The following is a 22814-nucleotide window of genomic DNA, read 5'->3' as shown; positions in this document are numbered from 1 at the left end:
TATCAGGGTTTGCGTTGGCTCGCCCCCGGCGCTATTGTCCGCGCCGATCGAAGGAGAATACACCATGCGCGGCAAAATCGCCGAATCCCTGAAGAGCGCGATGAAGGCGCAGGACAAGCACCGGCTGCCGACATTGCGGCTGATCCAGGCCGCCATCCATGACCGCGACATCGCCAATCGCGGCTTGGCCAAGGAGCCGGCCAGCGACGAGGAGATCCTGCAGATCCTGGCCAAGATGGTGAAGCAGCGCGAGGAATCGGCCAAAGCCTTCGACGACGGCAAACGGCCGGAACTGGCCGCGCAGGAGCGCGGCGAGATGGAGATCATCCGCGCCTTCCTGCCGACGCAGCTTGACGACGCCGCCATCCAGGCTGCGGCAAGCGAGGCGATCGCCGCGACGGGAGCCGCCAGCCAGAAGGACATGGGCAAGGTGATCGCCGCGCTGAAGCAGAAATATGCCGGCCAGATGGATTTCGGCAAGGCGAGCGGCATCGTCAAGGGACTGTTGCAGTAGGGGTATTTGCCGCCACGCCCCGGTGTGGTCCGCGCATACGCGCCTCTGGCACTCATCGCATTCACGATCGCCGCCAGCGTTCTGGCTCTGGATGGTGGCCGCCGAGCCCTCGGTGCCGCGAAAATTTCGCGCCGCCTTTACCGACCGGCGCGCCGCGCGTGCCGCCATCCGGCGTGTCCTGGCTTGGCCGGCTGAAAAGGTGCTGATGGCGCACGGCGAACCGGTCACAGGCTTTCATACGCCGCGCCTTTCGCTGGCTGGTTGGCTAGTGACGTCCTGGGCAGATTTCGGCGGTTCGAGGGCGCGGCGCAATGCCGGCGCCTCCTGCTGGATATGATCCCATAACCGGTTCGCGATCGGCCCATGCGGCCGGTCGCGGCGGCGCGCCACCACCAGCTCGTCTGCGCGGCCCGGCAGATGACGGCCGGCAATGGATTGCAGGCGTCCGTCGCGCAGCTCTTCCTCGATCAGGAAGCGGGGCATATGCCCCCAGCCGAGGCCCTGCAGGATAATCTCCTTCTTCATGCCCTGGTCGGCCACCATGCATTGCGGCGCGCCTTCGATCATGAAGTAGTCCTGCCGTGGTGAATGGCGTGCGGTGTCGCGCATGACGCATTGGGTGAGTGCGTGCATCTGATCCAGGGTGATCGGCTGCTTGATACGCTCAGGCAGAAAGCCCGGCGCCACCACTGGAATGAACGGTACCTTGCACAGGTCGACCCATTCCACCCGTGCATCGCCCTTGTCGATCCAGTGCAGGATCAAATCGGCCTCATCATCGAAGAGACGCTCCCATGGGCCGCCAACCGCTTCGAAATGCAGATGCAGGCGCGTGCCGGGGCACTGGGCGAAGAACCGTCCAAGCATCCCCAGCACCTGCGGGCGCGGGCACAGGTCGCCGATCACCACATGGATCTCGCTTTCCTCGCCCATTGCCAACTGGGCGGCATGGACATGCAGGCCCTCCAGTTCGCGCAGCAGCTGACGTGCCCGGCGGTGGAACGACAGCCCTGCCTCGGTGGGGCGCACGCGATAGCCGCTACGATCCAGGAGAACAAGGTCGAGTTGCCGTTCCAGCTTTGCGACGGCGGCGAACACCGCCGGGTGCGAGCGATAGAGCAACGCCGCCGCAGGCTGAAAGCCGCCGGTGCGGACCACGGCATCGAAGCATTGCAGGTCGTGCAGGGTGAAGTCGGCCATGTCAGCTTTATCTACAGAGATTGTCTTATCTTTGTAATATCAACAAAAAAGCGCCGCAGCTACACTTTGCCTCATTCAACGTTCCAGAAGGAATTTTCATCATGAATGAGCTGAATTTCGTCATCATCGGCGACGGCACGCGCATCGCCTATCGTTTCGACGGTGAGGCCGGGAAGCCGGTGCTGGTGCTGTCGAATTCCATCGGCACCACGCTGCATATGTGGGACATGCAGGTCGACGAGCTATCCAGGCATTTCCGCGTTCTGCGCTATGATTTTCGCGGCCACGGAGGATCGAACGCCCCGGTCGGCGCCTATTCGCTCGACCGGCTTGGCCGCGACGTGATCGAGTTGCTCGATGCGCTCGGCGTTGAGCGCGTACACTTTCTCGGTCTGTCGCTGGGCGGCTTTGTCGGGCAATGGCTCGGCATCCATGCGCCCGAGCGGATCGACCGGCTGATCCTGAGCAACACCTCGTCCCATCTGGCGCCGGCAAGCTATTTCGACGAGCGGATTGCCGCCGTGCAGCAGGCGCCGGACATGTCCGAAACCGCTGAAATCTTCCTGAGCAACTGGTTTCCCGCGTCTATGGTGGCGGCCAACGCGCCCGTGATCGAAGAGTTTCGCGCCATGCTGCTGACTATCGACCGGCAAGGCCTGGCGGGTCTGTTCGCGGCGGTTCGCGACGCGGACCTTCGCCGCACCGTAGTCCTGATCCCCCGGCCGACGCTGGTCATTGCCGGCCAGCATGACACGGTGACGGCAGCCAGCCACAGCGAGTTGATCGCAGCAGCAGTGCCCGGCGCGAGGCTGGTTGTCCTGCCCGCGGTTCACTTGTCGAACGTGGAGTACCCGGCCGAGTTCATGCAGGCCGTGCTCGGTTTTCTGCGCTGAGCTGGAGCGCGACATGGATGGTGCTTGAAGTCCGCAACCCACTTGGGGGGACTTCAAGACCCCTTGCAGATCGGCAGCGGCTGCGGCGGCGGTGCCGGGTGATCCTTCCTGTATTGAGCGATGATCGGCTCAAGGGTCTTTCGCGGCCAGAATTTCGGCGTGCCGATTTCCTTCAGGCAGGAGGCGTTCCAATAGGCGCCGGGCTGCGAACGGTTGGCCGCTACCGCGGCGATGTCGCGCGATTCAGGATAGATGTAGAGCGTCGTCGGGCTGTCCTTGACCATCGGGATGATCTGTTGCGCGTCCGCCGGCGACCAGCTGGTGCAGCCGTTGCTGCGGCCGCCGGCATAGTCCACCAGCTTGCCGAAAGGCACGTAACCATCGTGGTCGGCGTGTGAGCTGTTCGGGCTTTTCCGCAGGCACATGCCGCGCAGTACCCGGGCAGCGTGGCCGCCGATCGCGCGCTGTCTGGCGTTTGCCGCTTCGCCTTCGCCGTCGAACTGGATGAAGGTGCGCTGGAAAACCGCGTCCTGTTTCGCGCCGGTGCGGTAGTAGCCTTTGAACGAGGTTTTCGCCTCTCTGGTCATATAGGCCCCGCCGGCCGTCAACGATGAATCCATCGCATTGCCGAAGTTCTTCGCACATCGTTTCCCATTGGCGAAATCGACGACGCCTTTCAAATTCCGGCCGCTACCGTAACCCGACGAAATCGCGCGAAACGACTGGCTGGCTTCGCATATGACGTAGTAGCGGCGCCCCAGCACGCCATTGCCCAGATCGCTGGGGCGTGTGGCATCCATGGCGAAGTAGCAAGGATTCTTGACGGCACCTTGCGCGACCTTCTTCCGGTAAAGCGCGCGCGCCCGTTCCAGCACCACTTGTGCAATCTGACCGTCGCTGTCGCCGACATGGGCCTGCAGCCAGGCTGGAACGCCTGATGGCGAGGCAAAGGATCGGGCCGACACCGCCACGGCGATGACGACGAGAAGGCTGGCGACGACACCCAGAGAAACAGATCTCAACCGCACCGGATCAATTCTCCTGTCGAATCGCTTTGTGATGTTGCCACCGGGAATCGATCATAGAGGGCCTCACATTATCAGGCGAAACACATCTTGTTTAGCGCACCCACTAGGAAGGCGGCACATTATGGGGCTGCTTTCGACCCGAAGCCGAACTCGGCGTGCCAACAGAGAGCGAATTTACATCGCAAAAAAAGAAACGGCGCCCACGAACACGACGGCCGCCGCCGCAGCAAACCAATAAGACGAGCGTAGAATACCGTGGTCCGCTTTCTCTCCTCGGCTTCTTATGAGCACAACCAATCCGACCGAGCACAAAATAAAGCCCGCGAGGGCCGAAAGAATAAATAGATACATACCGGCCTCCACGCCAAGTCGGGTACCCTAGAAAATGGTGGGCATCTGTCGATAGTTATGGAGCGCACTGATCCATCGCCGATGTGCTTTTCGCCATGCCTGGGCATGCGCGATTTTCGATCCGCAGGGATTGGGCTATCATCTGATTCTGGCGCAGCCCACGCCTCCGCCCTCCGCCGGGAAAGCATCATCCATGCAGGGCAATCCGATCACCGAACCAACTGTTCGAGCACCAGGCATAAGGAGGGATTGCGAAAACGGCTCGCACCAGGAGGTTTGTCATGAAGCTATCCGCGCCCATCTACCATCTGAAGCGTCAAGCCAGGCTGTTGTCCCGCGAGGCCAAAATTCCGCTTCACGAAGCGCTTGATCGTGTTGCAGCGCAGGAAGGTTTCACCAGTTGGAGCCTGCTTGCAGCCAAGGCAGCCGAGGCGGCGCCCGCCGGCAGGCTGTTTGCGCAACTGGCGCCTGGCGACCTGGTCCTGGTCGGTGCGCGGCCCGGCCACGGCAAGACGCTGATGAGCCTTGAACTCGCGGTCGAAGCCATGAAGTCCGGCCGCCGCGGCGTGTTCTTCACGCTCGAATATACGCAAAGGGATGTGCTCGACCGGTTTCGCGCCATCGGGGCGGACCCGGCGCAGTTCAACGACCAGTTCGTGTTCGACAATTCCGACGCCATCAGCGCCGAGTACATCGTCAAGGCATTGGGCTCGGCTCCGCGCGGTACGCTGGTGGTGATCGATTATCTGCAACTGCTCGACCAGAAGCGGGAGAACCCGGACCTGATGGCGCAGGTTTGCACGCTGAAGGCCTTTGCTCGCGACAGGGGATTGATCTTCGTCTTCATCTCGCAGATCGATCGGTCATACGATCCCACGAAGAAGCCGGTTCCCGATATCGGCGATGTGCGGTTGCCGAACCCGCTGGATCTGTCGCTGTTCGACAAGACCTGCTTCCTGAACAAGGGCGAAATCCGGTTCCAGGCGGCAAGCTAACGATCAGTCAGGCAGCTTTCATTGGGCGGCTGCCGGCAGGTTCAGCGCAACCGATGCCGGATTATGCTGCGCGCGCAGTGCGTCGGCCGCAAGGCGAACCACTTCGGATATCCGCAGCAACTGTTTGGCGATCGGGCTTGTCTTGCGCCAGATCATGCCGATCGTCCGCGACGGCTGGGGACTGGCGAAATGAGCGATGGAGACCGACGCCGAGCGTGTCTCCACAGGTACGGCCATTTCCGGGATCAGGGTGACGCCGACGCCGGCGCCGACCATCTGCACCAGGGTCGACAGCGAGCTGCCGTCCAGCAACTCCCTTGGCTTTGCCGAATGCATGTTGCAGAACGACAGCGCCTGATCGCGGAAACAATGGCCTTCTTCCAGCAGAAGCAGCCGCATCTCGCGCAGCATTTCGCGGTTGGGCACCGGCTTTCCCTCGTCCTCGCCGGGCCGGACCAGCACGAAGTTCTCGGCAAACAGCACGATTTCCGTCAGCGACGCTTCCGACACCGGCAAGGCAACGATGGCCGCGTCGAGCCGGCCGTCGGCCAGTTCCTGGATCAGCTTCTGCGTCTGCGTTTCGCGCACGTGGATATCGAGGCCATCATGCATGCGGGCGAGGTTGCCGATGATGGCAGGCAGAAGGTAGGGTGCGATCGTTGGGATCACGCCGATGCGCAGCCGTCCCACCAACCGGTCGCGCGAGGCTCGGGCCAGATCCGTCAGCTCATCCACCGAGCGCAGGATCTCGCGGACGCGCAAGGCAAATTCCTCGCCGAAATTGGTCAGCCGGACTTGCCGCGGGCCTCTTTCGAAAAGCTCCGTGCCAAGCGTCTCCTCCAACTCCTTGATCTGCACCGAGATGGCGGGCTGGGAGATCGCACAGGCATCAGCCGCGCGGCCAAAATGGTTGTGTCGGGCCAGCGCTTCGAAATAACGCAGCTGCTTCAGGGTCAGGTTTGTCATAATGTCATCTTATCGCTGCAATCAGGAAATCCAACTTAAATTAATCGCGGGGCTTTGCTATAGAAGTCCCAAGGAAGATGAGGAGCAGCCCGCCTTGTTCGGGGCGCGCGTGCAGCGCTAGGACATCCAAGATATTCGGTCGCGTATCGGGCATAAGGGTCATCGCGCCAGCCATGAAACGGACCGCCTCCAGGGACATCCCGTGTCCCTGTTCACGCAGCAGTTGAAACAGCTCAACACAGCCACGATCGGAGAAAAACATGGACGCACAAACTGATGATCCCAGCGCGGGCAAATGCCCCGTTGCGCATGGGTCTTCCAGCAGGAGCAACCGTGACTGGTGGCCAAACCAACTGGACCTTGGCGTTCTCCATCAGCAATCGAACCTTTCGGACCCGATGGGCGAGGAGTTCGACTATGCCAAGGAATTCAAGTCGCTCGATCTCGATGCGGTGATCAAGGATCTGCATCAGGTGATGACGGATTCGCAGGAGTGGTGGCCGGCCGATTTCGGCCATTACGGGCCGCTGTTCATCCGCATGGCCTGGCACAGTGCCGGCACGTATCGCATCGGCGACGGCCGTGGTGGCGCCGGTGCAGGCCAGCAGCGTTTTGCTCCGCTCAACAGCTGGCCGGACAATGCCAATCTCGACAAGGCGCGCCGGCTGCTGTGGCCGGTCAAGCAGAAATACGGCAGGAAGATCTCCTGGGCCGACCTGTTGATCCTCACCGGCAATGTCGCGCTGGAGTCCATGGGCTTCAAGACCTTCGGCTTCGCTGGCGGCCGCGCCGACGTCTGGGAGCCGGAACAGGACGTCGACTGGGGTTCGGAGACCAAGTGGCTCGACGACAAGCGCTACTCCGGTGACCGCGAACTCCACGGCCATCTCGGCGCCGTGCAGATGGGCCTGATCTATGTCAATCCGGAAGGGCCGAACGGCAAACCGGATCCGCTGGCTTCGGCACGCGACATCCGCGAGACCTTCGCGCGCATGGCCATGAACGACGAGGAGACCGTGGCGTTGATCGCCGGCGGTCACACCTTCGGCAAGACCCACGGCGCCGGCGATGCCTCGCTGGTGGGTGCGGAGCCGGAAGGTGCTGGCATCGAGGCGCAGGGCCTCGGCTGGTCGAGCAAGCATGCCACTGGCATTGCCGGCGACGCCATCACCTCGGGCCTCGAGGTCACCTGGACCACGACGCCGACCAAGTGGAGCAACAACTTCTTCGACAATCTGTTCAACTTCGAGTGGGAGCTGACGAAAAGCCCGGCAGGCGCTCATCAGTGGACGCCGAAGGGCGGCGCCGGTGCCGGCACCGTGCCGGATGCCCACGATCCGTCCAAGCGCCACGCGCCTTCCATGCTGACCACCGATCTCGCGCTGCGGGTCGATCCGGCCTACGAAAAGATATCGCGGCGCTTCCATGAGAATCCCGATCAGTTCGCCGATGCCTTCGCCCGTGCCTGGTACAAGCTCACCCATCGCGACATGGGGCCGGCCGTTCGCTATCTCGGCCCGCTCGTGCCGAAGGAAGAGTTGATCTGGCAGGATCCGATCCCGGCGGTCGACCACGAACTGGTCGGCGAGCAGGATATTGCGTCGTTGAAGGCGAAGATCCTGGCATCGGGCCTGTCGGTCTCCGAACTGGTCTCGACTGCCTGGGCCTCGGCCTCGACCTTCCGCAATTCCGACAAGCGCGGAGGTGCCAATGGCGCACGCATCCGGCTCGCGCCACAGAAGGATTGGGACGTCAACCAGCCGGCTGAACTGTCGAAGGTGCTGGCGAAGCTGGAAACCATCCAGAAGGAGTTCAACGCGGCACAGACCGGCGAGAAAAAGATCTCGCTGGCCGACCTCATCGTTCTCGGCGGCGTCGCCGCGGTCGAGAAGGCGACGAAGGACGGCGGTCAGGAGGCCAAGGTTCCGTTCACGCCGGGTCGAATGGATGCTTCGCAGGAGCAGACCGATGTCCATTCCTTTGCCGCGCTCGAGCCGAAAGTCGATGGCTTCCGTAACTATGTCAGGGGCAAGCAGCCGATGTCGGTCGAAGCCATGCTGGTCGACCGGGCGCAATTGTTGTCGCTGACCGCGCCCGAGATGACTGTTCTAGTCGGCGGTCTGCGCGTGCTCGGCACCAACACCGCCAAGTCGAAGCACGGCGTGCTCACCGACCGGCCGGGTACGTTGACCAACGACTTCTTCGTCAATCTGCTCGGCATGAACACGGTCTGGGATCCGGCCGCCGGCTCCGACGAAGTCTACGAGGCGCGTGACCGCAAGACCAAGGCGGTCAAGTGGACTGGCACCCGTGCCGACCTGATCTTTGGCTCGCACGCCCAACTGCGCGCGCTTGCCGAGGTCTACGGGTCAGCGGATGCCAAGGCGAAATTCACCAGGGATTTCGTCGCGGCATGGACCAAGGTGATGAACGCCGACCGCTTCGAGATCGCCTGAACTCGCGTAAGGCCTCCGGCGCAGCCGCGCCGGAGTGCCAGTCCTCCAAAGCACATAAGATCGGGGCAGCGTTTCCAGCGATGGGAACGCGGCCCTTGTCGTAAGAGCCCGCTCTTTCGTGGCCCGTGCCTTCCCGGGCAAGGATGCTATTTTACCGGCGTAGCGTCTCCCACCGGTGGAATATGGTCGAAATCGTCAAACCCGCGCTTGAACATCTGCCGTCCTACAAGGCGGCGCTCGAGCGCGGCTGGTCGCCGGACAATGTGCGGCTCGAAGAAGCGACGCGCGAGCAGCTTGCGGCAATCGAAAAGGATCCAGTGGCCTTTCTCGCCGACCTCGATGATCCCCAGGCCAAGGGTGGCGCGATCAGCTTGCCCGACGGCAAAAAGGTGCCGCGCCTGCCGGGCTTCCGCCGCTGGATCTGGGATGGCGAGGCGTCGGGCTCGATCGGCTTCCGCTGGCAACCTGGCACGGCCGCTCTGCCGCCGCATGTACTCGGCCATATCGGCCATGCAGTGGTGCCATGGAAGCGACGGCGCGGCTACGCCACCGAGGCGCTGCGGCTGATGCTGGAGGAAGCGAGGGCGGTCGGCCTGCCCTATGTCGAGATCACCGCCAAGCCGGGCAATCCGGCCTCGCACAAGGTGATCCTGGCCAATGGCGGCAAGCTCGTCGAACGCTTCTTCGAGGACGCCGCCTATGGCGGGGTGGAGAGTTTGCGGTTCCGGATCGAGCTGTAGCTCGCTTTATGCCTTTTCGGCCTGATCGCGCAGCCAGTCGGCGAGCGACGTGCGACGCGTGCCGGCCCTGCCTGTGAAGGCCTGGGCGGCCAGCATGGAGTTCAACACAGCTTCCTGCGTGGCCTCCGCCGCCGCCCGGAAAAGGAGGTCGATGCGCGCTTCGTTGAGGGTGAGCAGCGGCACCAGATCGCGGGCTTCGTCGTGGTCGACCATGTTGCCGGTGCTGAAGGCGATGGCTATGTCGCCGCTGCCATGGCCCCAGAAGGAGCCGAGCCTTGCGATGCCTGCGCCGGCTCGGCGCGTCACGCGCTCGAGCTGGCGGTGTTCGAGCGGAACATCGGTTGCCAGAACGACCATGATCGAGCCGCGTTCGGCCTGGTCCGGTTGCCTGGAATCGGGCTTGCGCCCATCGGGGAGCAGGAGGTCTCCGGGCTTGCCGAAATTCGACAGGACGAGAACACCAAGATGACGTTCGCCACCGAGCGCGATCTTTCTGGACGCCGAGCCGATGCCGCCCTTGAAGCCGAAGCAGCTCATTCCCGTTCCGGCGCCGACATTGCCCTGCTCGACCGCGCCTTCATGCGCATCCGCCAGCGCCGCAAGCGCGTGTTCCTCTGATATCGCCAGTGCCTGGATGTCGTTCAGCTGCCCGTCATTGCACTCGCCGACCACTGGGTTGACGGTGCCGGTCGTGCGGCCGATATCCGGGTTCAGGCGGATCGCGTCGCGGATCAGCGCCGTTGCGCAGGTGCCGACCGAGAGCGTGTTGGTCAGGAGGATCGGCGTTTCGATGGTGCCGAGTTCCTGCACCTGCGTCAGGCCGACCGTCTTGCCGAAGCCGTTGATGACATGGCTTGCCGCCGTCACCTTGTTGCGAAACATGTTGCCGCCATGCGGCAGGATGGCGGTCACGCCGGTGTTGATGTCGCCGTTGCGCAGCGTGCAGTGACCGACACGGACGCCAGGCACGTCGGTGATCGCATTGTTGGCGCCCGTCGGCAGGATGCCGCAGGTCAGGCCGAAGTCGCCGACAGTCGTGGTCATGCCTGCTCCTGGCTCACAAACGACCCGCGTCCAGGTCGAGGTCCGCGCCGGGACCCTATTGGAATGTCAACCATGCTCGTCAGCGCAAAGCGCGTGGTCGGACAGGGCGCGGATGACGTAGCAGTCGCCGACCGTCTTGCCATTGCAGCAGGTGGCGATGCGTTCGAGCTCGGCCTCCAGCCGTTTCAGCTGGGCAATCTTCCCGCACCGAGATCAGTTGTTCCTCGGCGATCCGGTCGGCGTGGCCGCAGGGCTGCTCGGGATGGCCGCTCAATTCGATCAACGAGCGGATGTCCTCGACAGCGAAACCGAGGTCGCGGGCGTGGCGGATGAAGGCCAGCCGCTCCAGCTCCTGCCTGGAATAGCGGCGCTGGTTGCCTTCCGAGCGCTCGGGCGCCGCAACAAGGCCCATCTGCTCGTAGTAGCGGATGGTCGGCACCTTGACCCCGGTTCGGCGCGAGAGATCACCGATCGAAAACATGAAATTTTCCTCTTGAAGCTCTAGTGACTAGAGCAATTACAGTGCTGGACATCAGGATTCAAGACCCATGCGGCGACGCCGCGCGGGCAAGACAGACAGGTAATGTGATGACGGCACCCCTCAGGCAGACACGGTTCAAGATCGGCGGCATGGACTGCGCCTCCTGCGCGGCCAAGATCGACACAGCGGTGCGTCGCCTCGACGGCGTCGCCGATGTCTCGGTTTCGGTGACCGGCGCCAGCATGACGGTCAGCCACGGCGGCGCACTGCCGGAAGAGAAGGTGCTGCAGCAGGTGGCGCGGCTCGGCTATGACATCGTCAGAGCGGAAGGCAAGACCGATAGGCGTGCATCGCCGGCAGCTTCGGCGCATGACCATGCTGACCATGACCACGAGGGCCACAATCACGCCGGCGACGACCATGAGCATGGCGGCGAACCGGTCGCCAAGGAGGCTGCGGGGTCATCTCATCTCCACAGCCATGCCGAGCCGGGTCAGGCGTGGTGGCGCTCCCGCCGGGCAGTGCTGACGCTGGCTTGCGCGGCGGCGCTTGTTGCCGCCTACGGCATCGGCCATCTGTTCCCAGTGGCCGAGCGCTGGGTATTCCTGGCCGCTTTGCTGGTCGGCCTGGTGCCGATCGCGCGGCGCGCGCTGATGGCGGCATTGGCCGGCACGCCGTTTTCGATCGAGATGCTGATGACCATCGCGGCGACAGGCGCCGTGATGATCGGCGCCACGGAAGAAGCCGCCGCCGTGGTGGTGCTGTTCCTGATCGGCGAACTTCTGGAAGGTGTCGCCGCCGGCCGCGCCCGGGCGAGCATCCAGGGGCTTGCCGATCTGGTGCCGAAGACAGCCCTGGTCGAGCGGGCGGGCGGCACATCAGAGGTTCCCGCCGAAGACCTTGCGGTCAGCGATGTCATCGTGGTGCGGCCGGGCGACCGTATCCCGGCCGACGGCGAGATCGTCGAGGGGTTGAGCGATATCGACGAGGCGCCGGTGACCGGCGAGAGCACACCGAAGCGCAAGGGTGTCGCTGACGCCGTCTTTGCCGGCACGATCAGCACCGACGGCGTGCTCAAGGTGCGGGTGACAGCGGCCGCGTCCGACAACACCATCGCCCGAATCGTGCGGCTGGTGGAGGAAGCGCAGGAGGCCAAGGCGCCGACCGAGCGCTTCATCGACCGCTTCTCGCGCACCTACACGCCGGCAGTGCTGGCGGTCGGCGCGCTGGTGGCGATGCTGCCGCCGCTGCTTGCCGGCGGCAACTGGAACGAATGGATCTACAAGGGCCTGGCGATCCTGCTGATCGGCTGCCCCTGCGCCCTGGTCATCTCGACGCCTGCTGCGATCGCAGCTGGCCTTGCGGCCGGCGCGCGGCGTGGTCTGTTGATGAAGGGTGGTGCCGTGCTGGAAGGGTTTCGCCGGATCACGGCGGTGGCCTTCGACAAGACCGGCACGCTGACAGCGGGCAAGCCCGTGGTCACCGACATCGTGGCCTATGGCCGCGATGAACGCACCGTGCTGGCGCTGGCGGCGGCGCTCGAGCAGGGCTCCAGCCATCCGCTGGCGGTGGCAATCCTTGACCGGGCCAAGGCCGACAAGGCGCCGGTGCCGCCGGCCCTGGCGGCCAAGGCAATCTCGGGCAAAGGTGTCGAGGGCAGCGTCGGCGGCGTCGCGGTTTTCCTCGGCTCCGGCCAGGCGGCGGGCGAACGCGCCGTGATGACTGAAGCGCAGCGCCTTGCCGTTGACAGCCTCAATGGCCAGGGCAAGACTGTTTCGGTGCTGGTGGCCGATGGCACGGTGGCCGGGCTGATCGCCCTGCGCGACGAGCCGCGGCCGGATGCGGCGGCCGGGATCACAGCGCTGAAGGCCGAGGGCATCCGCGCCGTGATGCTGACCGGCGACAACCGCCGCACCGCCGAAGCCATCGCCGCTTCGCTCGGCATCGAGGCGCGGGCGGAGCTGTTGCCGCAGGACAAGCAGCGCATCGTCGGTGAATTGCAGCGCGAGGGGCTGAAAGTGGCCAAGGTCGGCGACGGCATCAACGATGCGCCGGCGCTCGCCGCCGCCGACATCGGCATCGCCATGGGCGGCGGCACCGATGTGGCGCTGGAGACCGCGGACGCGGCAATCCTGCATGGCCGCGTCATGGACGTCGTGCGCATGGTAAAGCTGTCGCGGGCGGTGATGGCCAATATCGGCCAGAACATCAGCGTGGCGCTCGGGCTGAAGGCGGTGTTCCTGGTCACCACCATTGCCGGCATCACCGGCCTGTGGCCGGCGATCCTGGCCGATACCGGCGCCACCGTGCTGGTCACCGCCAATGCCATGCGCCTGCTGCGCTGGCGCGGGTGAGTGGTCTACTCAGCTGGGACCGTCAGCGGCGGCGTGGCGTTGCTGCGTCCTTCCCAGACATAGGAGGCGAGCGCCACCGCGACGGCGACCAGCATGGCGATGGCGCCGAGCAGCGGCAGGCTGCGGTAGCCATAGCCTGCATTGAGCATGGCTGCGCCCAGCGACGCAGCCAGCGCGATGCCGACATTGAAGCCGGACGGAATGAGCGACGAAGCGAGGTTCGAGGCGTCGGCCGTCCAGGCCAGGATGCGGGTCTGGATCGGTGTGCCGATGGCGAAGTTGAGACCGCCCCAGATGACGATCGCGACAACCATCGGCAGGGGATAGGGGCTGACGGCATAGATGACGGCCAGCGTCACCGCCTGCAGGCCCAGCATGGTGATCAGCGACGGCATCAGCTTCCAGTCGGAGAGCTTGCCGCCGAGGAAGACGCCGAGCGTTGCGCCGACGCCGTTGAGCAGCAACACCCACGGCACCAGGTTCTCGTCGAGCCCGGTGACCTCAAGCAAGGTCGGGGTGATGTAGGTGAACAGGCCGAACTGGCCGATCATCAGCATCAACATCAGGATCAGCGAGGTCCAGACCTGCTGGCGGGCCAGCACGCGAACCTCGCGGGCGAAACCGGCTGGCCTGGCCGACGATCCGGTCGTGCGCGGCAACAGGGCTGCAATGGCAAGCGTTGCCGCTACGCCGAGCGCGCACATCACCCAGAAGGTCGCGCGCCAGCCCCAGATGTTGCCGATCGCAGTACCCGCCGGCACGCCGATGACGTTGGATACGGTGAGACCGGACAGGATGACGGCAACCGCCATGCCGCGCTGGTCCTCGCGCACAAGACCGACGGCGACGACCATGGCGACGCCGAAATAGGTGCCATGCGCGACCGCAACGGCAATGCGCAACAGCAACATCGAGGTGAAGTCGGGCGCCAGCGCGCAGGCCGCCTGGCCTATGGTGAAGGCGATGGCGAGGCCGAGCAGCAAGCTCTTCCGCGACAGCGACTTGGTGGCGAGCGCCAGCAGCGGACCGCCGATGGCGATGCCGCAGGCATAGCCGGAGACGAGATAACCGGCCGAGGGAACCGAAACGCCAAGCCCCTCAGCCACCTGCGGCAGCACGCCGGCAATGACGAATTCGGTGGTGCCGAAGGCAAAAGCGGCAATGAACAGGGCTATGAGCGGAAGCGACATGGGAAGGCCTTAGCTGGAATGGCCTCAAACCACGGATGGGCTTTGCGGGCAATCCAGAAATTTTTGTCGCCGCTTTAGCTTTTCTTGAGTGGTGGCATTAGGCCCGGGGTCTTGCGGCCATAGGGAATCTTCAACCACGCCCGCTCGTGAAAATAATAGAGCAACGATTTGGTGACGACCTCCGTCATGCCGATGGCGGCCGCCAGCTTGATGCTTCCGGTCACGACCAGCGAAATGATCATCGTGTCGATGGTGCCGGTCACGCGCCAGGAAAGCGCCTTGGCGAAACTGCGCGAATGAGTGTCCATCGATTTCCTCCGAAAGGCTGGGCCCGACCGACCCTTATCCCGACTGGGGGAAACAGAGCAAAGATATTTTGCCGCCGAAACGATGGCGGTGCTTGATGGTGTCGTGAATCAGCTCGCCTTCAGCCGCGACCCGGTGAGCAGGCCGCGTTCTTCCAGCACCGGATAGGCCATCGAGGCCAGCAGCGAATTGATCTGCTTCAGGTCGCGGATGGTGTCGAGATGGATCGAACTGGTCTCGACACTCTTGGCGGTGCCGTCGCGCAGCCGCACGAAATGGCTGGCGCTGGTTTCCTTCTCGCGGTCGCGCAGCTGGTCCTTTTCCAGCACCAGCTGACGGGCAGTCTCGGGATCGCGCGACACCAGGACATTGAAGGCAAGCCGCGCATTGGCCAGCACCGAGCCATGGAAGGCGCACAGCTCGCTCCAGCCCTCGTCGGTGAATTCTAGCCCGCGCTCGAACTTCTTCTTCACATGCACCAGCATGTTGCGCACGATGATGTCGCCGACCTGCTCCAGCTTGACGCAGGCGCCGATCAGTTCCTGGCAGCGCAGCGCCTCGTCTTCGGTCAGCGGGTTCCTGGTCAGCTTGGCGAGGTAAAGCTTGATCGCCGCATGCCTGCGGTCGACGCGGTCGTCGAGTGCGGCCAGCGCCTTGATCTTGTCGGCGTCGGCGCTCTCATAGAGCTCGATGATGCGCTTGAGCATGATCTCGATCGTCTCGCAGACCCGCACCACCTCGCGGGTGGCGTTGGCCAGCGCCTGGCTCGGCACGTCCAGCGCGCTTTCGTTGAGCGCCGACAGCTCGACGACGTCGAGCGTGGAGGCCGGCGCCGGCCTGGTACCCAGTGCGACGATCTTCTCCGAGGCGCGATAGACAAAGCCGGCCAGCGGCAGGCCGGCGAGCAGGATCAGCACATTGAACAGGATGTGGGCGTTGACGATCTGGTCCGCCGCCGTCGAGCCAAGAAAGGCGAAGTGAGGCCTGAAGATCATGACCAGGATCAGCATGACCAGCGAGCCAAGTCCGCGCATCAAGAGGTTTCCGATCGGCACGACGCGCACCTCGGGGCTCGACGAGCGGGTCAGCATCGGCGCGATGATCGATGAGCCGAGATTGACGCCAAGGATGAGAACGACGCCGAGTTCAGGCGAGATCAGGCCGCGGCCAGCCAGAGTTGCCATCAAGAGCACCGCCGCGATGCTCGACTGGAACAGCCAGGTGATCAGCGCCGCCAGCAGATAGGCGGTGATGGAATCGGTGGAGAAGTAGTTGATGATCACCGGCATGAGCTGGCTGTTGCGCAGCGGCTCCGATGCCTGGCCGATCATCTCCAGCGACAGGATCAGAAGGCCGATGCCGACCAGGATGCGGCCGGTCTGGCGCCAGTCGCGCCGCTCGGTGGCCATGAACATCACCGTGCCGGTGATGAGGCAGAGCGGCACCAGCAGGGTGAGATCGAAGGTCAGCAGCTTGACCACCAGCGCCGAGCCGATCTCGGCGCCGCGCACGGCAAGCTGGCCGGCGGCACCCGAGACGATGCCGGAGCCGGCGAAGGAGCCGACCAATAGCGTGACGGCGGTGGAGCTCTGCAGGGCGATGGCGAGGCCGGTACCGGCCAGCACCGCCATGATCGGATTGCGCATGGTGGCGCGCAGACGATGGCGCAGCACGTCGCCATAGGCGCGCTCGACGCCGGTCTTCACCATGCGAGTGGCAAACAGCATCAGCGCCACGGCGCCGGCCAGATGCAGAAGGACGACGGAACCGCTCATTTTGCCGCCTGCATGCGAACAGGATGCGCGACGCGGCCTGCGTGGCGATCAGAAAGGAAAACGAAGATACGAATCATGCTCATGGCGGTGTCTGATAATAGCTCGAATATTTTAGCCGGATAATAAAATCTTGTCGATTTCAAGGGGCCGTTGCAGCGCGACAGGCCGTGTCGGAAAATGGACGGACGCGCAAATGGTTGCATTGCCGGGCCGCTGCGATGCGGCGGATCGGCCGGGTTTGCCAGGCACTTGGCTCCTGCCTTTGCGATGTTGTTCAGCTTTCTTGTGTAAATGGAGGAATTCATTACACAATTGTAATGCTGGCGTTCAGTTTCGGTTCATCGATGGGCAACTATTGCTCTGATATCGACAACCAAGGAGACTTCTCATGAAACGCATTGTCCTTTCGGCCCTCGCTTTCTCGATGCTGGCCGCCACGTCGCTCACCGGCCAGGCCGCACCGCTGAATGCGCCGAACGCGCCGCGGTCGAATTACAGCCAGGTCGACTGGCAGAAGCCCGGTCACCACAGCGATGTGAAGAAGCGCGTCTTCAAGAAGAAGGTCGTCGTGAAGCGCAACAACTGGCGCAATGGCCAGAGATATTCCAGCTGGAAGCGTCACCAGCCGATCCGCGACTATGGCCGCTACGGCCTGCATCGTCCCGGCCGCGGCCAGGAATGGATCCGCGTCGGCAACGACTATGTGCTGGTCGGCGTGCTCTCCGGCGTTATCTTCGGCGCGCTTGCCGCGCAGTAACCGGCACCTTGCCGGACATTGAAGGGAGGCGGCCGCAGCGGCCGCCTTTCTTTTTACCCTGTGGAAACCGGGTATGGCCCGCATTAGGGGTCGTCGGATTTCGCGGGCATGATTATATAATCGGGAAACGAGTTCCCCGATGCGCTTTCCACCCGCCTTCCTCGACGAGATACGCGACCGTGTGCCGATTTCATCGGTGATCGGCCAGCGCGTTGCGTGGGACAGGAAGAAAACCAACGCGCCGCGCGGCGATTATTGGGCCTGCTGCCCGTTCCATGGCGAGAGGAGCCCGTCCTTCCACTGCGAGGACAAGAAGGGCCGCTACCATTGTTTCGGCTGTTCGGTCTCGGGCGATCATTTCAAATTCCTCACCGAACTCGATGGGATGAGCTTTCCCGAGGCGGTTGAGAAGATCGCAGACATGGCCGGCGTGCCGATGCCGGTTCGCGATGCGCAGGAGGAGCGGCGCGAAAAGGAACGCGCCAGCCTGACCGATGTCATGGAGATGGCGACCAGTTTCTTTCAGGAACGGCTGCAGGGACCGGAAGGCGCCAAAGCCCGCGCCTATCTGCGCGATCGCGGGCTGACGCCGGCGACGCAGCAATCGTTCCGGCTCGGCCTCGCACCCGACAGCCGCAATGCGCTCAAGGAGCATCTCGCCGCCAAGGGCGTTCCCAAGGCCGATATCGAGGCCTGCGGACTGGTCCGCCACGGCGACGACATCCCGGTTTCCTATGACTGGTTCCGCGACCGCATCATGTTCCCGATCCCGGATTCGCGCGGCAAGATCATCGCCTTTGGCGGTCGCGCGTTGCAGCCCGATGCGCTGGCCAAATACATGAATTCGCCCGATACGGAGCTCTTCCACAAGGGCAACGTGCTCTACAATTTCGCCCGCGCCCGAAAGGCACTGGCCAAGGACGGCACGGTCATCGCCGTCGAAGGCTATATGGATGTGATCGCACTGGCACAGGCAGGCTTCGAGAATGTCGTGGCGCCGCTCGGCACGGCGCTCACCGAAAACCAGCTCGAACTGTTGTGGCGCATGGCGCCGGAGCCGATGTTGTGTTTCGACGGCGACAAGGCCGGGCTGAAGGCGGCGTGGCGCGCCGCCGACATGGCGCTGCCGTCGGTGCAGGCGGGGCGCTCGGCGCGCTTCGCGCTGCTGCCGGAAGGCAAGGATCCCGACGACCTAGTCAAGGCCGCAGGACCGGACGCGTTCCGCATCGTGCTGGCCGAAGCACGGCCGCTGGTCGATCTGTTGTGGATGCGCGAGACGGCGGGCGGTGTCTTCGATACGCCGGAGCGGCGGGCCGAACTCGAGAAGACGCTGCGCGAGCTGACCAGCCGCATCCGCGACGAAAGTCTGCGCTACCACTATCAACAGGAGATGCGCGAGCGCGTGTTGAGCTTCTTCGGCTCGCTGCGCGGTGCGCGCCAGGGACGTCAAGATGGCGGCCGGCCAGGCGAGCGCGGCCAAGGCAAGGCAGCCGCACCCGGGGGACAGTTCGCCAAGAGCGGTGGCGGCCGCATCGCGATCACTGAAAGCCTCGGCCAGTCGGCTTTGGTCAAACGCGGCGGCGAGGGGATGTCGGTGCGCGAGGCGACGATCATCGTCGCGTTGATCAACCATCCGGCACTGATCGACGAGAATTTCGCCCATATCGAGTTTCTCGATCTCGCCAACTCCGATCTGAGGCGGCTGCATGCGGCGATCCTCGACGCGATGGCGCATGACATGGCCAATGACCGTCAGGCCGTTATCGCGACGGTCGAGCGCGCCGGCTGCGCCGAGATCTGGGAGCGGGCCGTCGGCCTGATCCGGCGCATGCGGCAATGGCCGGCGCTAGAGACCGCTGCCCTTGAAGATGCCCGCGATGCTTTCAGCCAGGCACTGCACTTGCAGCGCAGCGCGCGCACCTTACATAAGGAGCTGAAACAGGCGGAAGCGGCGCTCGCCACCGATCCCACAGACGAAAACTACCGGCACCTGATCGAAATTCAGGCGCAATTTCAGGATGTACAGGCGACGGAAGCGCTGATCGAAGGATTCGGCGTGTCGTCGGGCAGGGCCGGGCGAGCTTAGTTTTTGAAGTTTGAAGAGAGTGAAATAAGCGTTGTTGCGCGTCCAAATGGCGCGTGGCTGGCTAAGTCGGGTAATTGATTCGCTTTTTTCATGCGAATCATGCGAGAGGCGCTTGACCTTCTGGCAGATTGGCGGAATCAGGACGATTCGAAACGTTAACCCGAACCCGCATCGACGGGAAATAGGCGATGTGAGGTACTGGTCACTGGACAGGCAGGCTGCCTGCCACAGATATCAGGGTTAATCTGGACTTAATGCATGTCGCCCAAAAGGGGAAACCAGTTTTGGGGCAACGACATACACCAAACGACGAGTTGATGCAGTTACTGGCCCGGTGAGGCGCGTTTCATAAGCGAGCGCATCCGATTTGACTGGTCCGACAGCTTACGCGGCTTCGATGTTCGGCCGCTAGGAGAAGATAAAGACTATGGCGACAAAGGAAAAGGAAGAGGTCGAAACCGAACGCGAAGGCGCCACCGATGGCCCTCTGCTCGACCTTTCCGATGATGCTGTCAAGAAGATGATCAAGGCCGCCAAGAAGCGCGGCTATGTCACCATGGACGAGCTGAATTCGGTGCTGCCCTCTGAGGAAGTGACCTCCGAGCAGATCGAGGACACGATGGCGATGCTGTCCGACATGGGCATCAACGTGGTCGAGGACGACGAGCAGGGCGAGGAGCCCGAGGCCGCCGACACCGCGGCCGATGCCGAGGAAGACGCCAACGAACTGGCCGAGCAGACCGGCACCGCGGTCGCCGCCACCACCACCAAGAAAGAACCGACCGATCGCACCGACGATCCGGTGCGTATGTATCTGCGCGAGATGGGCTCGGTCGAGCTTTTGTCGCGCGAGGGCGAAATCGCCATCGCCAAGCGCATCGAGGCCGGCCGCGAGACGATGATAGCGGGCCTGTGCGAAAGCCCGCTGACCTTCCAGGCCATCATCATCTGGCGCGACGAACTCAACGAATCCAAGATCCTGCTGCGCGAGATCATCGATCTCGAAGCCACCTATGCCGGCCCCGAGGCCAAGCAGGCGCCGGTGGTCGAGCGCATCGAGGAAGCCAAGGTCGAAGAGAAGCCGCGCCGTTCTCGCGACGAGGAAGAAGACATCACCAACGTCGCCGCCGATACGCGCGGGCTGGTCGATGACGACGAGGAAGACGAGGACGAGGCGAGCCTGTCGCTGGCGGCGATGGAAGCCGAACTGCGTCCGCAGGTGATGGAGACGCTCGACGTCATCGCCGACACCTACAAGAAGCTCAGGAAGCTGCAGGACCAGCAGGTCGAGAACCGTCTGGCCGCGGCCGGCACGCTGTCGCCCAGCCAGGACCGCCGGCTCAAGGAGCTGAAGGACCAGCTGATCAAGGCGGTGAAGTCGCTGTCGCTCAACACGGCGCGCATCGAGGCGCTGGTCGAGCAGCTCTACGACATCAACAAGCGCCTGGTGCAGAACGAAGGCAAGCTGCTCAGGCTCGCCGAAAGCTACGGCGTGCGCCGCGAGGAGTTCCTGAAGGAATACCAGGGTTCCGAACTCGATCCGAACTGGACGCGCGCGATCGGCAATTTGACCTCGCGCGGCTGGAAGGAATTCACCAAGAACGAGAAGGACGCGATCCGCGACCTGCGCGCCGAAATCCAGAACCTCGCCACCGAAACGGCGATCTCGATCCTGGAATTCCGCAAGATCGTCAACCAGGTGCAGAAGGGCGAGCGTGAAGCCGCGATCGCCAAGAAGGAAATGGTCGAGGCCAATCTGCGCCTCGTCATCTCCATCGCCAAGAAATACACCAATCGCGGCCTGCAGTTCCTCGACCTGATCCAGGAAGGCAATATCGGCCTGATGAAGGCGGTCGACAAATTCGAATACCGCCGCGGCTACAAGTTCTCGACCTACGCGACATGGTGGATCAGGCAGGCGATCACGCGTTCGATCGCCGACCAGGCGCGCACCATCCGCATTCCGGTGCACATGATCGAGACGATCAACAAGATCGTGCGCACCTCGCGCCAGATGCTGCACGAGATCGGCCGCGAGCCGACGCCGGAAGAACTGGCCGAAAAGCTCGCTATGCCGCTCGAAAAAGTGCGCAAGGTGCTGAAGATCGCCAAGGAGCCGATCTCGCTCGAAACGCCGGTCGGCGACGAGGAGGATTCGCACCTCGGCGATTTCATCGAGGACAAGATGGCGATCCTGCCGATCGACGCGGCGATCCAGGCCAATCTGCGCGAGACCACCACGCGCGTGCTGGCCTCGCTGACGCCGCGCGAGGAACGCGTGCTCAGAATGCGCTTCGGCATCGGCATGAACACCGATCATACGCTGGAAGAAGTCGGCCAGCAGTTCTCGGTCACCCGCGAACGTATCCGCCAGATCGAAGCCAAGGCGCTGCGCAAGCTCAAGCACCCGAGCAGGTCGCGCAAGCTGCGCAGCTTCCTGGACAGCTAGGCTCGGACGGCGGTCGCCGGCCAGCTCAATTCATTAGAAGGCCCGGAGCGTCCGCCGTTCCGGGCCTTTTTTACAACGGCACGTTCAGCCGTGCCCCCTTGACGATGATGCCGCCCCGGTCGCTGATCTCTATCGAGCCATAGCGCTGCCTGAAGCACTCAGGCAGCGGACGGTCGCCGGGGACCGACAGCCACAGGCGCAGCATATGGCGCCGCTTGTCCGGGTCTGGCCAATCCCGAAAGCCCATGCGGTCGTGCAGCAGCGAATGGTTGTAGACAAACTGCATGTCGCCAGGCCGGAGCCGCATCGACAGGTTTAATTTCGGGTCATTGGCAAGGCTGTCGAAGAGATCCAGCGCTTCGACATGCGCGGAGCTCAGCCGCATGGCATCCGGGAAGCGTTGCGCGCTGTCGATATACTGGCGCTGATAGATGCCGGTCAGCAATCCGGCATGCCAATTGAGGACCGGAATTTCGAAGTAGGGCTTTTCCCCTTCCGGTATCTCGCCGCGCCGGTCGGTGGCGATCGGATCAAACAGCGGCGGACCAGATCGGGTCGTCGTTTGCGCATCTCGTTGTAGATCGTCACCGTGCTGACCAGCAGGGACTCGCCGCCTTGCATGGCATCCCTTAGGCAGAGCAGACCGACGACATCGGCAGAGTCGGTGTGAAACGTCTGGCGCTCCGACGTCTGGTAGATGCGTGTCGTGGTGTCCTTGGCGTTGGCGCCTATGTCGCGGACATGGCCGAGGATATGGCCTTGGGCATTCTGGGACCGTGCGCTTCCCAGATGCGCGCCGACCCCGCAGAAGATCGTTGCCGCCATTTGCGCGGAGTATCTCCCGACCGGGAGACCGCGAAGCACCTCGAACCCAATGCCTGCGATGAGTTTTTCGCGAAGGGCGGCAAGATGGCTGGCAAGCCGGGGCAAGGGGAAATCAGCCTTGGTCAAATTGCCAATATCCTGCGAGCGGGCGAGAAAGCCGGTCGCCGCCAATTCCAATTCCGCGACGTCCCGCGGGTCCAATTCGATCAGCCAATTCTGGGGATGCTTAGCTATGTCCTCGCCGGTCCACGCGGCAGGAATTTCGATCTTTCCTGGCGGCAGGTCGATGATCTCGCGCATGAAGTTCTCCTGCGGCCTGACCGGTTTCGGACATTGGCCACGACGGAGATTGCCGCAATCGGGCGGGTTTTTAAACCGGCTTTCCCTGGTCGCTGCCGACTGTT

The 22814-nt window shown here is 63.5% G+C and carries 19 protein-coding genes and 2 pseudogenes; 10 read left to right on the top strand and 11 right to left on the bottom strand.

The annotated features are described in order from the left end of the window. Positions 1-64 precede the first annotated feature (64 nt). A complete protein-coding gene (locus ACFOJ9_RS23820; protein WP_378981893.1) occupies positions 65-514 on the top strand; it encodes a GatB/YqeY domain-containing protein in 450 nt (149 codons plus the stop codon). Between the two features lie 91 nt (positions 515-605). Then, positions 606-783: pseudogene (locus ACFOJ9_RS38860) on the top strand (DUF4336 domain-containing protein); the annotation flags it as partial. Here ACFOJ9_RS38860 and ACFOJ9_RS23815 read toward each other — a convergent pair. Further along, a complete protein-coding gene (locus tag ACFOJ9_RS23815) occupies positions 749-1714 on the bottom strand; it encodes a LysR family transcriptional regulator (protein WP_378981891.1) in 966 nt (321 codons plus the stop codon). The pseudogene ACFOJ9_RS38860 and the gene ACFOJ9_RS23815 sit on opposite strands and share 35 nt — an antisense overlap. A 101-nt stretch (positions 1715-1815) precedes the next feature. On the opposite strand from ACFOJ9_RS23815, the gene pcaD reads away from it, so the two are divergent. Continuing rightward, positions 1816-2607 carry a 3-oxoadipate enol-lactonase gene (gene pcaD / locus ACFOJ9_RS23810; RefSeq protein WP_378981889.1) on the top strand — a complete coding sequence of 264 codons (792 nt, stop codon included), beginning with the start codon at positions 1816-1818 and terminating at the stop codon, positions 2605-2607. 53 nt (positions 2608-2660) lie between these two features. On the opposite strand, the gene ACFOJ9_RS23805 is transcribed toward pcaD, so the two are convergent. Then, on the bottom strand, positions 2661-3635 hold the full coding sequence (locus tag ACFOJ9_RS23805; RefSeq protein WP_378981887.1) for a hypothetical protein: 975 nt from the start codon (positions 3633-3635) through the stop codon (positions 2661-2663). A gap of 632 nt (positions 3636-4267) precedes the next feature. On the opposite strand from ACFOJ9_RS23805, the gene ACFOJ9_RS23800 reads away from it, so the two are divergent. Next, positions 4268-4981: a DNA helicase gene (locus ACFOJ9_RS23800; RefSeq protein ID WP_378981885.1), complete on the top strand. Its 714-nt coding sequence runs from the start codon at positions 4268-4270 to the stop codon at positions 4979-4981. Between the two features lie 18 nt (positions 4982-4999). On the opposite strand, the gene ACFOJ9_RS23795 is transcribed toward ACFOJ9_RS23800, so the two are convergent. Then, positions 5000-5947 (bottom strand): LysR substrate-binding domain-containing protein, encoded by a 948-nt coding sequence (locus ACFOJ9_RS23795; RefSeq protein ID WP_378981883.1) that lies wholly within the window; start codon positions 5945-5947, stop codon positions 5000-5002. A 260-nt stretch (positions 5948-6207) separates the two neighbouring features. On the opposite strand from ACFOJ9_RS23795, the gene katG reads away from it, so the two are divergent. Next, on the top strand, positions 6208-8403 hold the full coding sequence (gene katG, locus ACFOJ9_RS23790) for a catalase/peroxidase HPI (protein WP_378981881.1): 2196 nt from the start codon (positions 6208-6210) through the stop codon (positions 8401-8403). Between the two features lie 182 nt (positions 8404-8585). Continuing rightward, the gene (locus ACFOJ9_RS23785) at positions 8586-9143 is read left to right on the top strand and encodes a GNAT family N-acetyltransferase (RefSeq protein WP_378981879.1); all 558 of its coding nucleotides are present in this window, start codon (positions 8586-8588) and stop codon (positions 9141-9143) included. 6 nt (positions 9144-9149) lie between these two features. Here ACFOJ9_RS23785 and ACFOJ9_RS23780 read toward each other — a convergent pair whose 3' ends face one another. Next, positions 9150-10187 (bottom strand): DmpA family aminopeptidase, encoded by a 1038-nt coding sequence (locus ACFOJ9_RS23780; RefSeq protein WP_378981877.1) that lies wholly within the window; start codon positions 10185-10187, stop codon positions 9150-9152. A 66-nt stretch (positions 10188-10253) separates the two neighbouring features. Next, positions 10254-10668: pseudogene (locus tag ACFOJ9_RS23775) on the bottom strand (MerR family transcriptional regulator). A 107-nt stretch (positions 10669-10775) separates the two neighbouring features. Between ACFOJ9_RS23775 and ACFOJ9_RS23770 the strand changes: the two are divergent. Next, the gene (locus ACFOJ9_RS23770) at positions 10776-13022 is read left to right on the top strand and encodes a heavy metal translocating P-type ATPase (protein WP_378981875.1); all 2247 of its coding nucleotides are present in this window, start codon (positions 10776-10778) and stop codon (positions 13020-13022) included. A 5-nt stretch (positions 13023-13027) separates the two neighbouring features. On the opposite strand, the gene ACFOJ9_RS23765 is transcribed toward ACFOJ9_RS23770, so the two are convergent. The 4 genes from ACFOJ9_RS23765 to ACFOJ9_RS23750 form a co-directional block, all read right to left on the bottom strand. Further along, positions 13028-14212 carry an MFS transporter gene (locus tag ACFOJ9_RS23765; RefSeq protein ID WP_378981873.1) on the bottom strand — a complete coding sequence of 395 codons (1185 nt, stop codon included), beginning with the start codon at positions 14210-14212 and terminating at the stop codon, positions 13028-13030. Positions 14213-14286: 74 nt separating this feature from the next. Then, positions 14287-14520 (bottom strand): DUF2061 domain-containing protein, encoded by a 234-nt coding sequence (locus tag ACFOJ9_RS23760; protein ID WP_378981871.1) that lies wholly within the window; start codon positions 14518-14520, stop codon positions 14287-14289. A gap of 108 nt (positions 14521-14628) precedes the next feature. Beyond that, the gene (locus ACFOJ9_RS23755) at positions 14629-16293 is read right to left on the bottom strand and encodes a Na/Pi cotransporter family protein (RefSeq protein WP_378981869.1); all 1665 of its coding nucleotides are present in this window, start codon (positions 16291-16293) and stop codon (positions 14629-14631) included. Further along, positions 16290-16598: a hypothetical protein gene (locus ACFOJ9_RS23750; protein ID WP_378981867.1), complete on the bottom strand. Its 309-nt coding sequence runs from the start codon at positions 16596-16598 to the stop codon at positions 16290-16292. Before ACFOJ9_RS23750 ends, ACFOJ9_RS23755 begins: the two co-directional genes overlap by 4 nt. Before the next feature lie 83 nt (positions 16599-16681). Between ACFOJ9_RS23750 and ACFOJ9_RS23745 the strand changes: the two genes are divergently transcribed. From ACFOJ9_RS23745 to rpoD, 3 genes are all read left to right on the top strand, one after another. After that, positions 16682-17050 (top strand): RcnB family protein, encoded by a 369-nt coding sequence (locus ACFOJ9_RS23745; RefSeq protein WP_378981865.1) that lies wholly within the window; start codon positions 16682-16684, stop codon positions 17048-17050. A gap of 139 nt (positions 17051-17189) precedes the next feature. After that, on the top strand, positions 17190-19136 hold the full coding sequence (dnaG, locus tag ACFOJ9_RS23740) for a DNA primase (RefSeq protein WP_378981863.1): 1947 nt from the start codon (positions 17190-17192) through the stop codon (positions 19134-19136). Positions 19137-19563: 427 nt separating this feature from the next. Then, positions 19564-21585, top strand: coding sequence for an RNA polymerase sigma factor RpoD (gene rpoD, locus ACFOJ9_RS23735; protein ID WP_378981861.1), 2022 nt, complete (start codon positions 19564-19566; stop codon positions 21583-21585). A gap of 70 nt (positions 21586-21655) precedes the next feature. On the opposite strand, the gene ACFOJ9_RS23730 is transcribed toward rpoD, so the two are convergent. Beyond that, positions 21656-22057: a TauD/TfdA family dioxygenase gene (locus ACFOJ9_RS23730; protein ID WP_378988005.1), complete on the bottom strand. Its 402-nt coding sequence runs from the start codon at positions 22055-22057 to the stop codon at positions 21656-21658. Further along, positions 22024-22710 carry a TauD/TfdA family dioxygenase gene (locus ACFOJ9_RS23725; RefSeq protein WP_378981859.1) on the bottom strand — a complete coding sequence of 229 codons (687 nt, stop codon included), beginning with the start codon at positions 22708-22710 and terminating at the stop codon, positions 22024-22026. The genes ACFOJ9_RS23730 and ACFOJ9_RS23725 overlap by 34 nt, the downstream gene beginning before the upstream one ends. Positions 22711-22814: the final 104 nt, after the last annotated feature.

It is taken from the genome of Mesorhizobium cantuariense (genome assembly GCF_042647205.1).
Classification (GTDB): Bacteria; Pseudomonadota; Alphaproteobacteria; order Rhizobiales; family Rhizobiaceae; genus Mesorhizobium; species Mesorhizobium cantuariense.
This window is presented reverse-complemented; position numbering and strand designations above follow the sequence as displayed.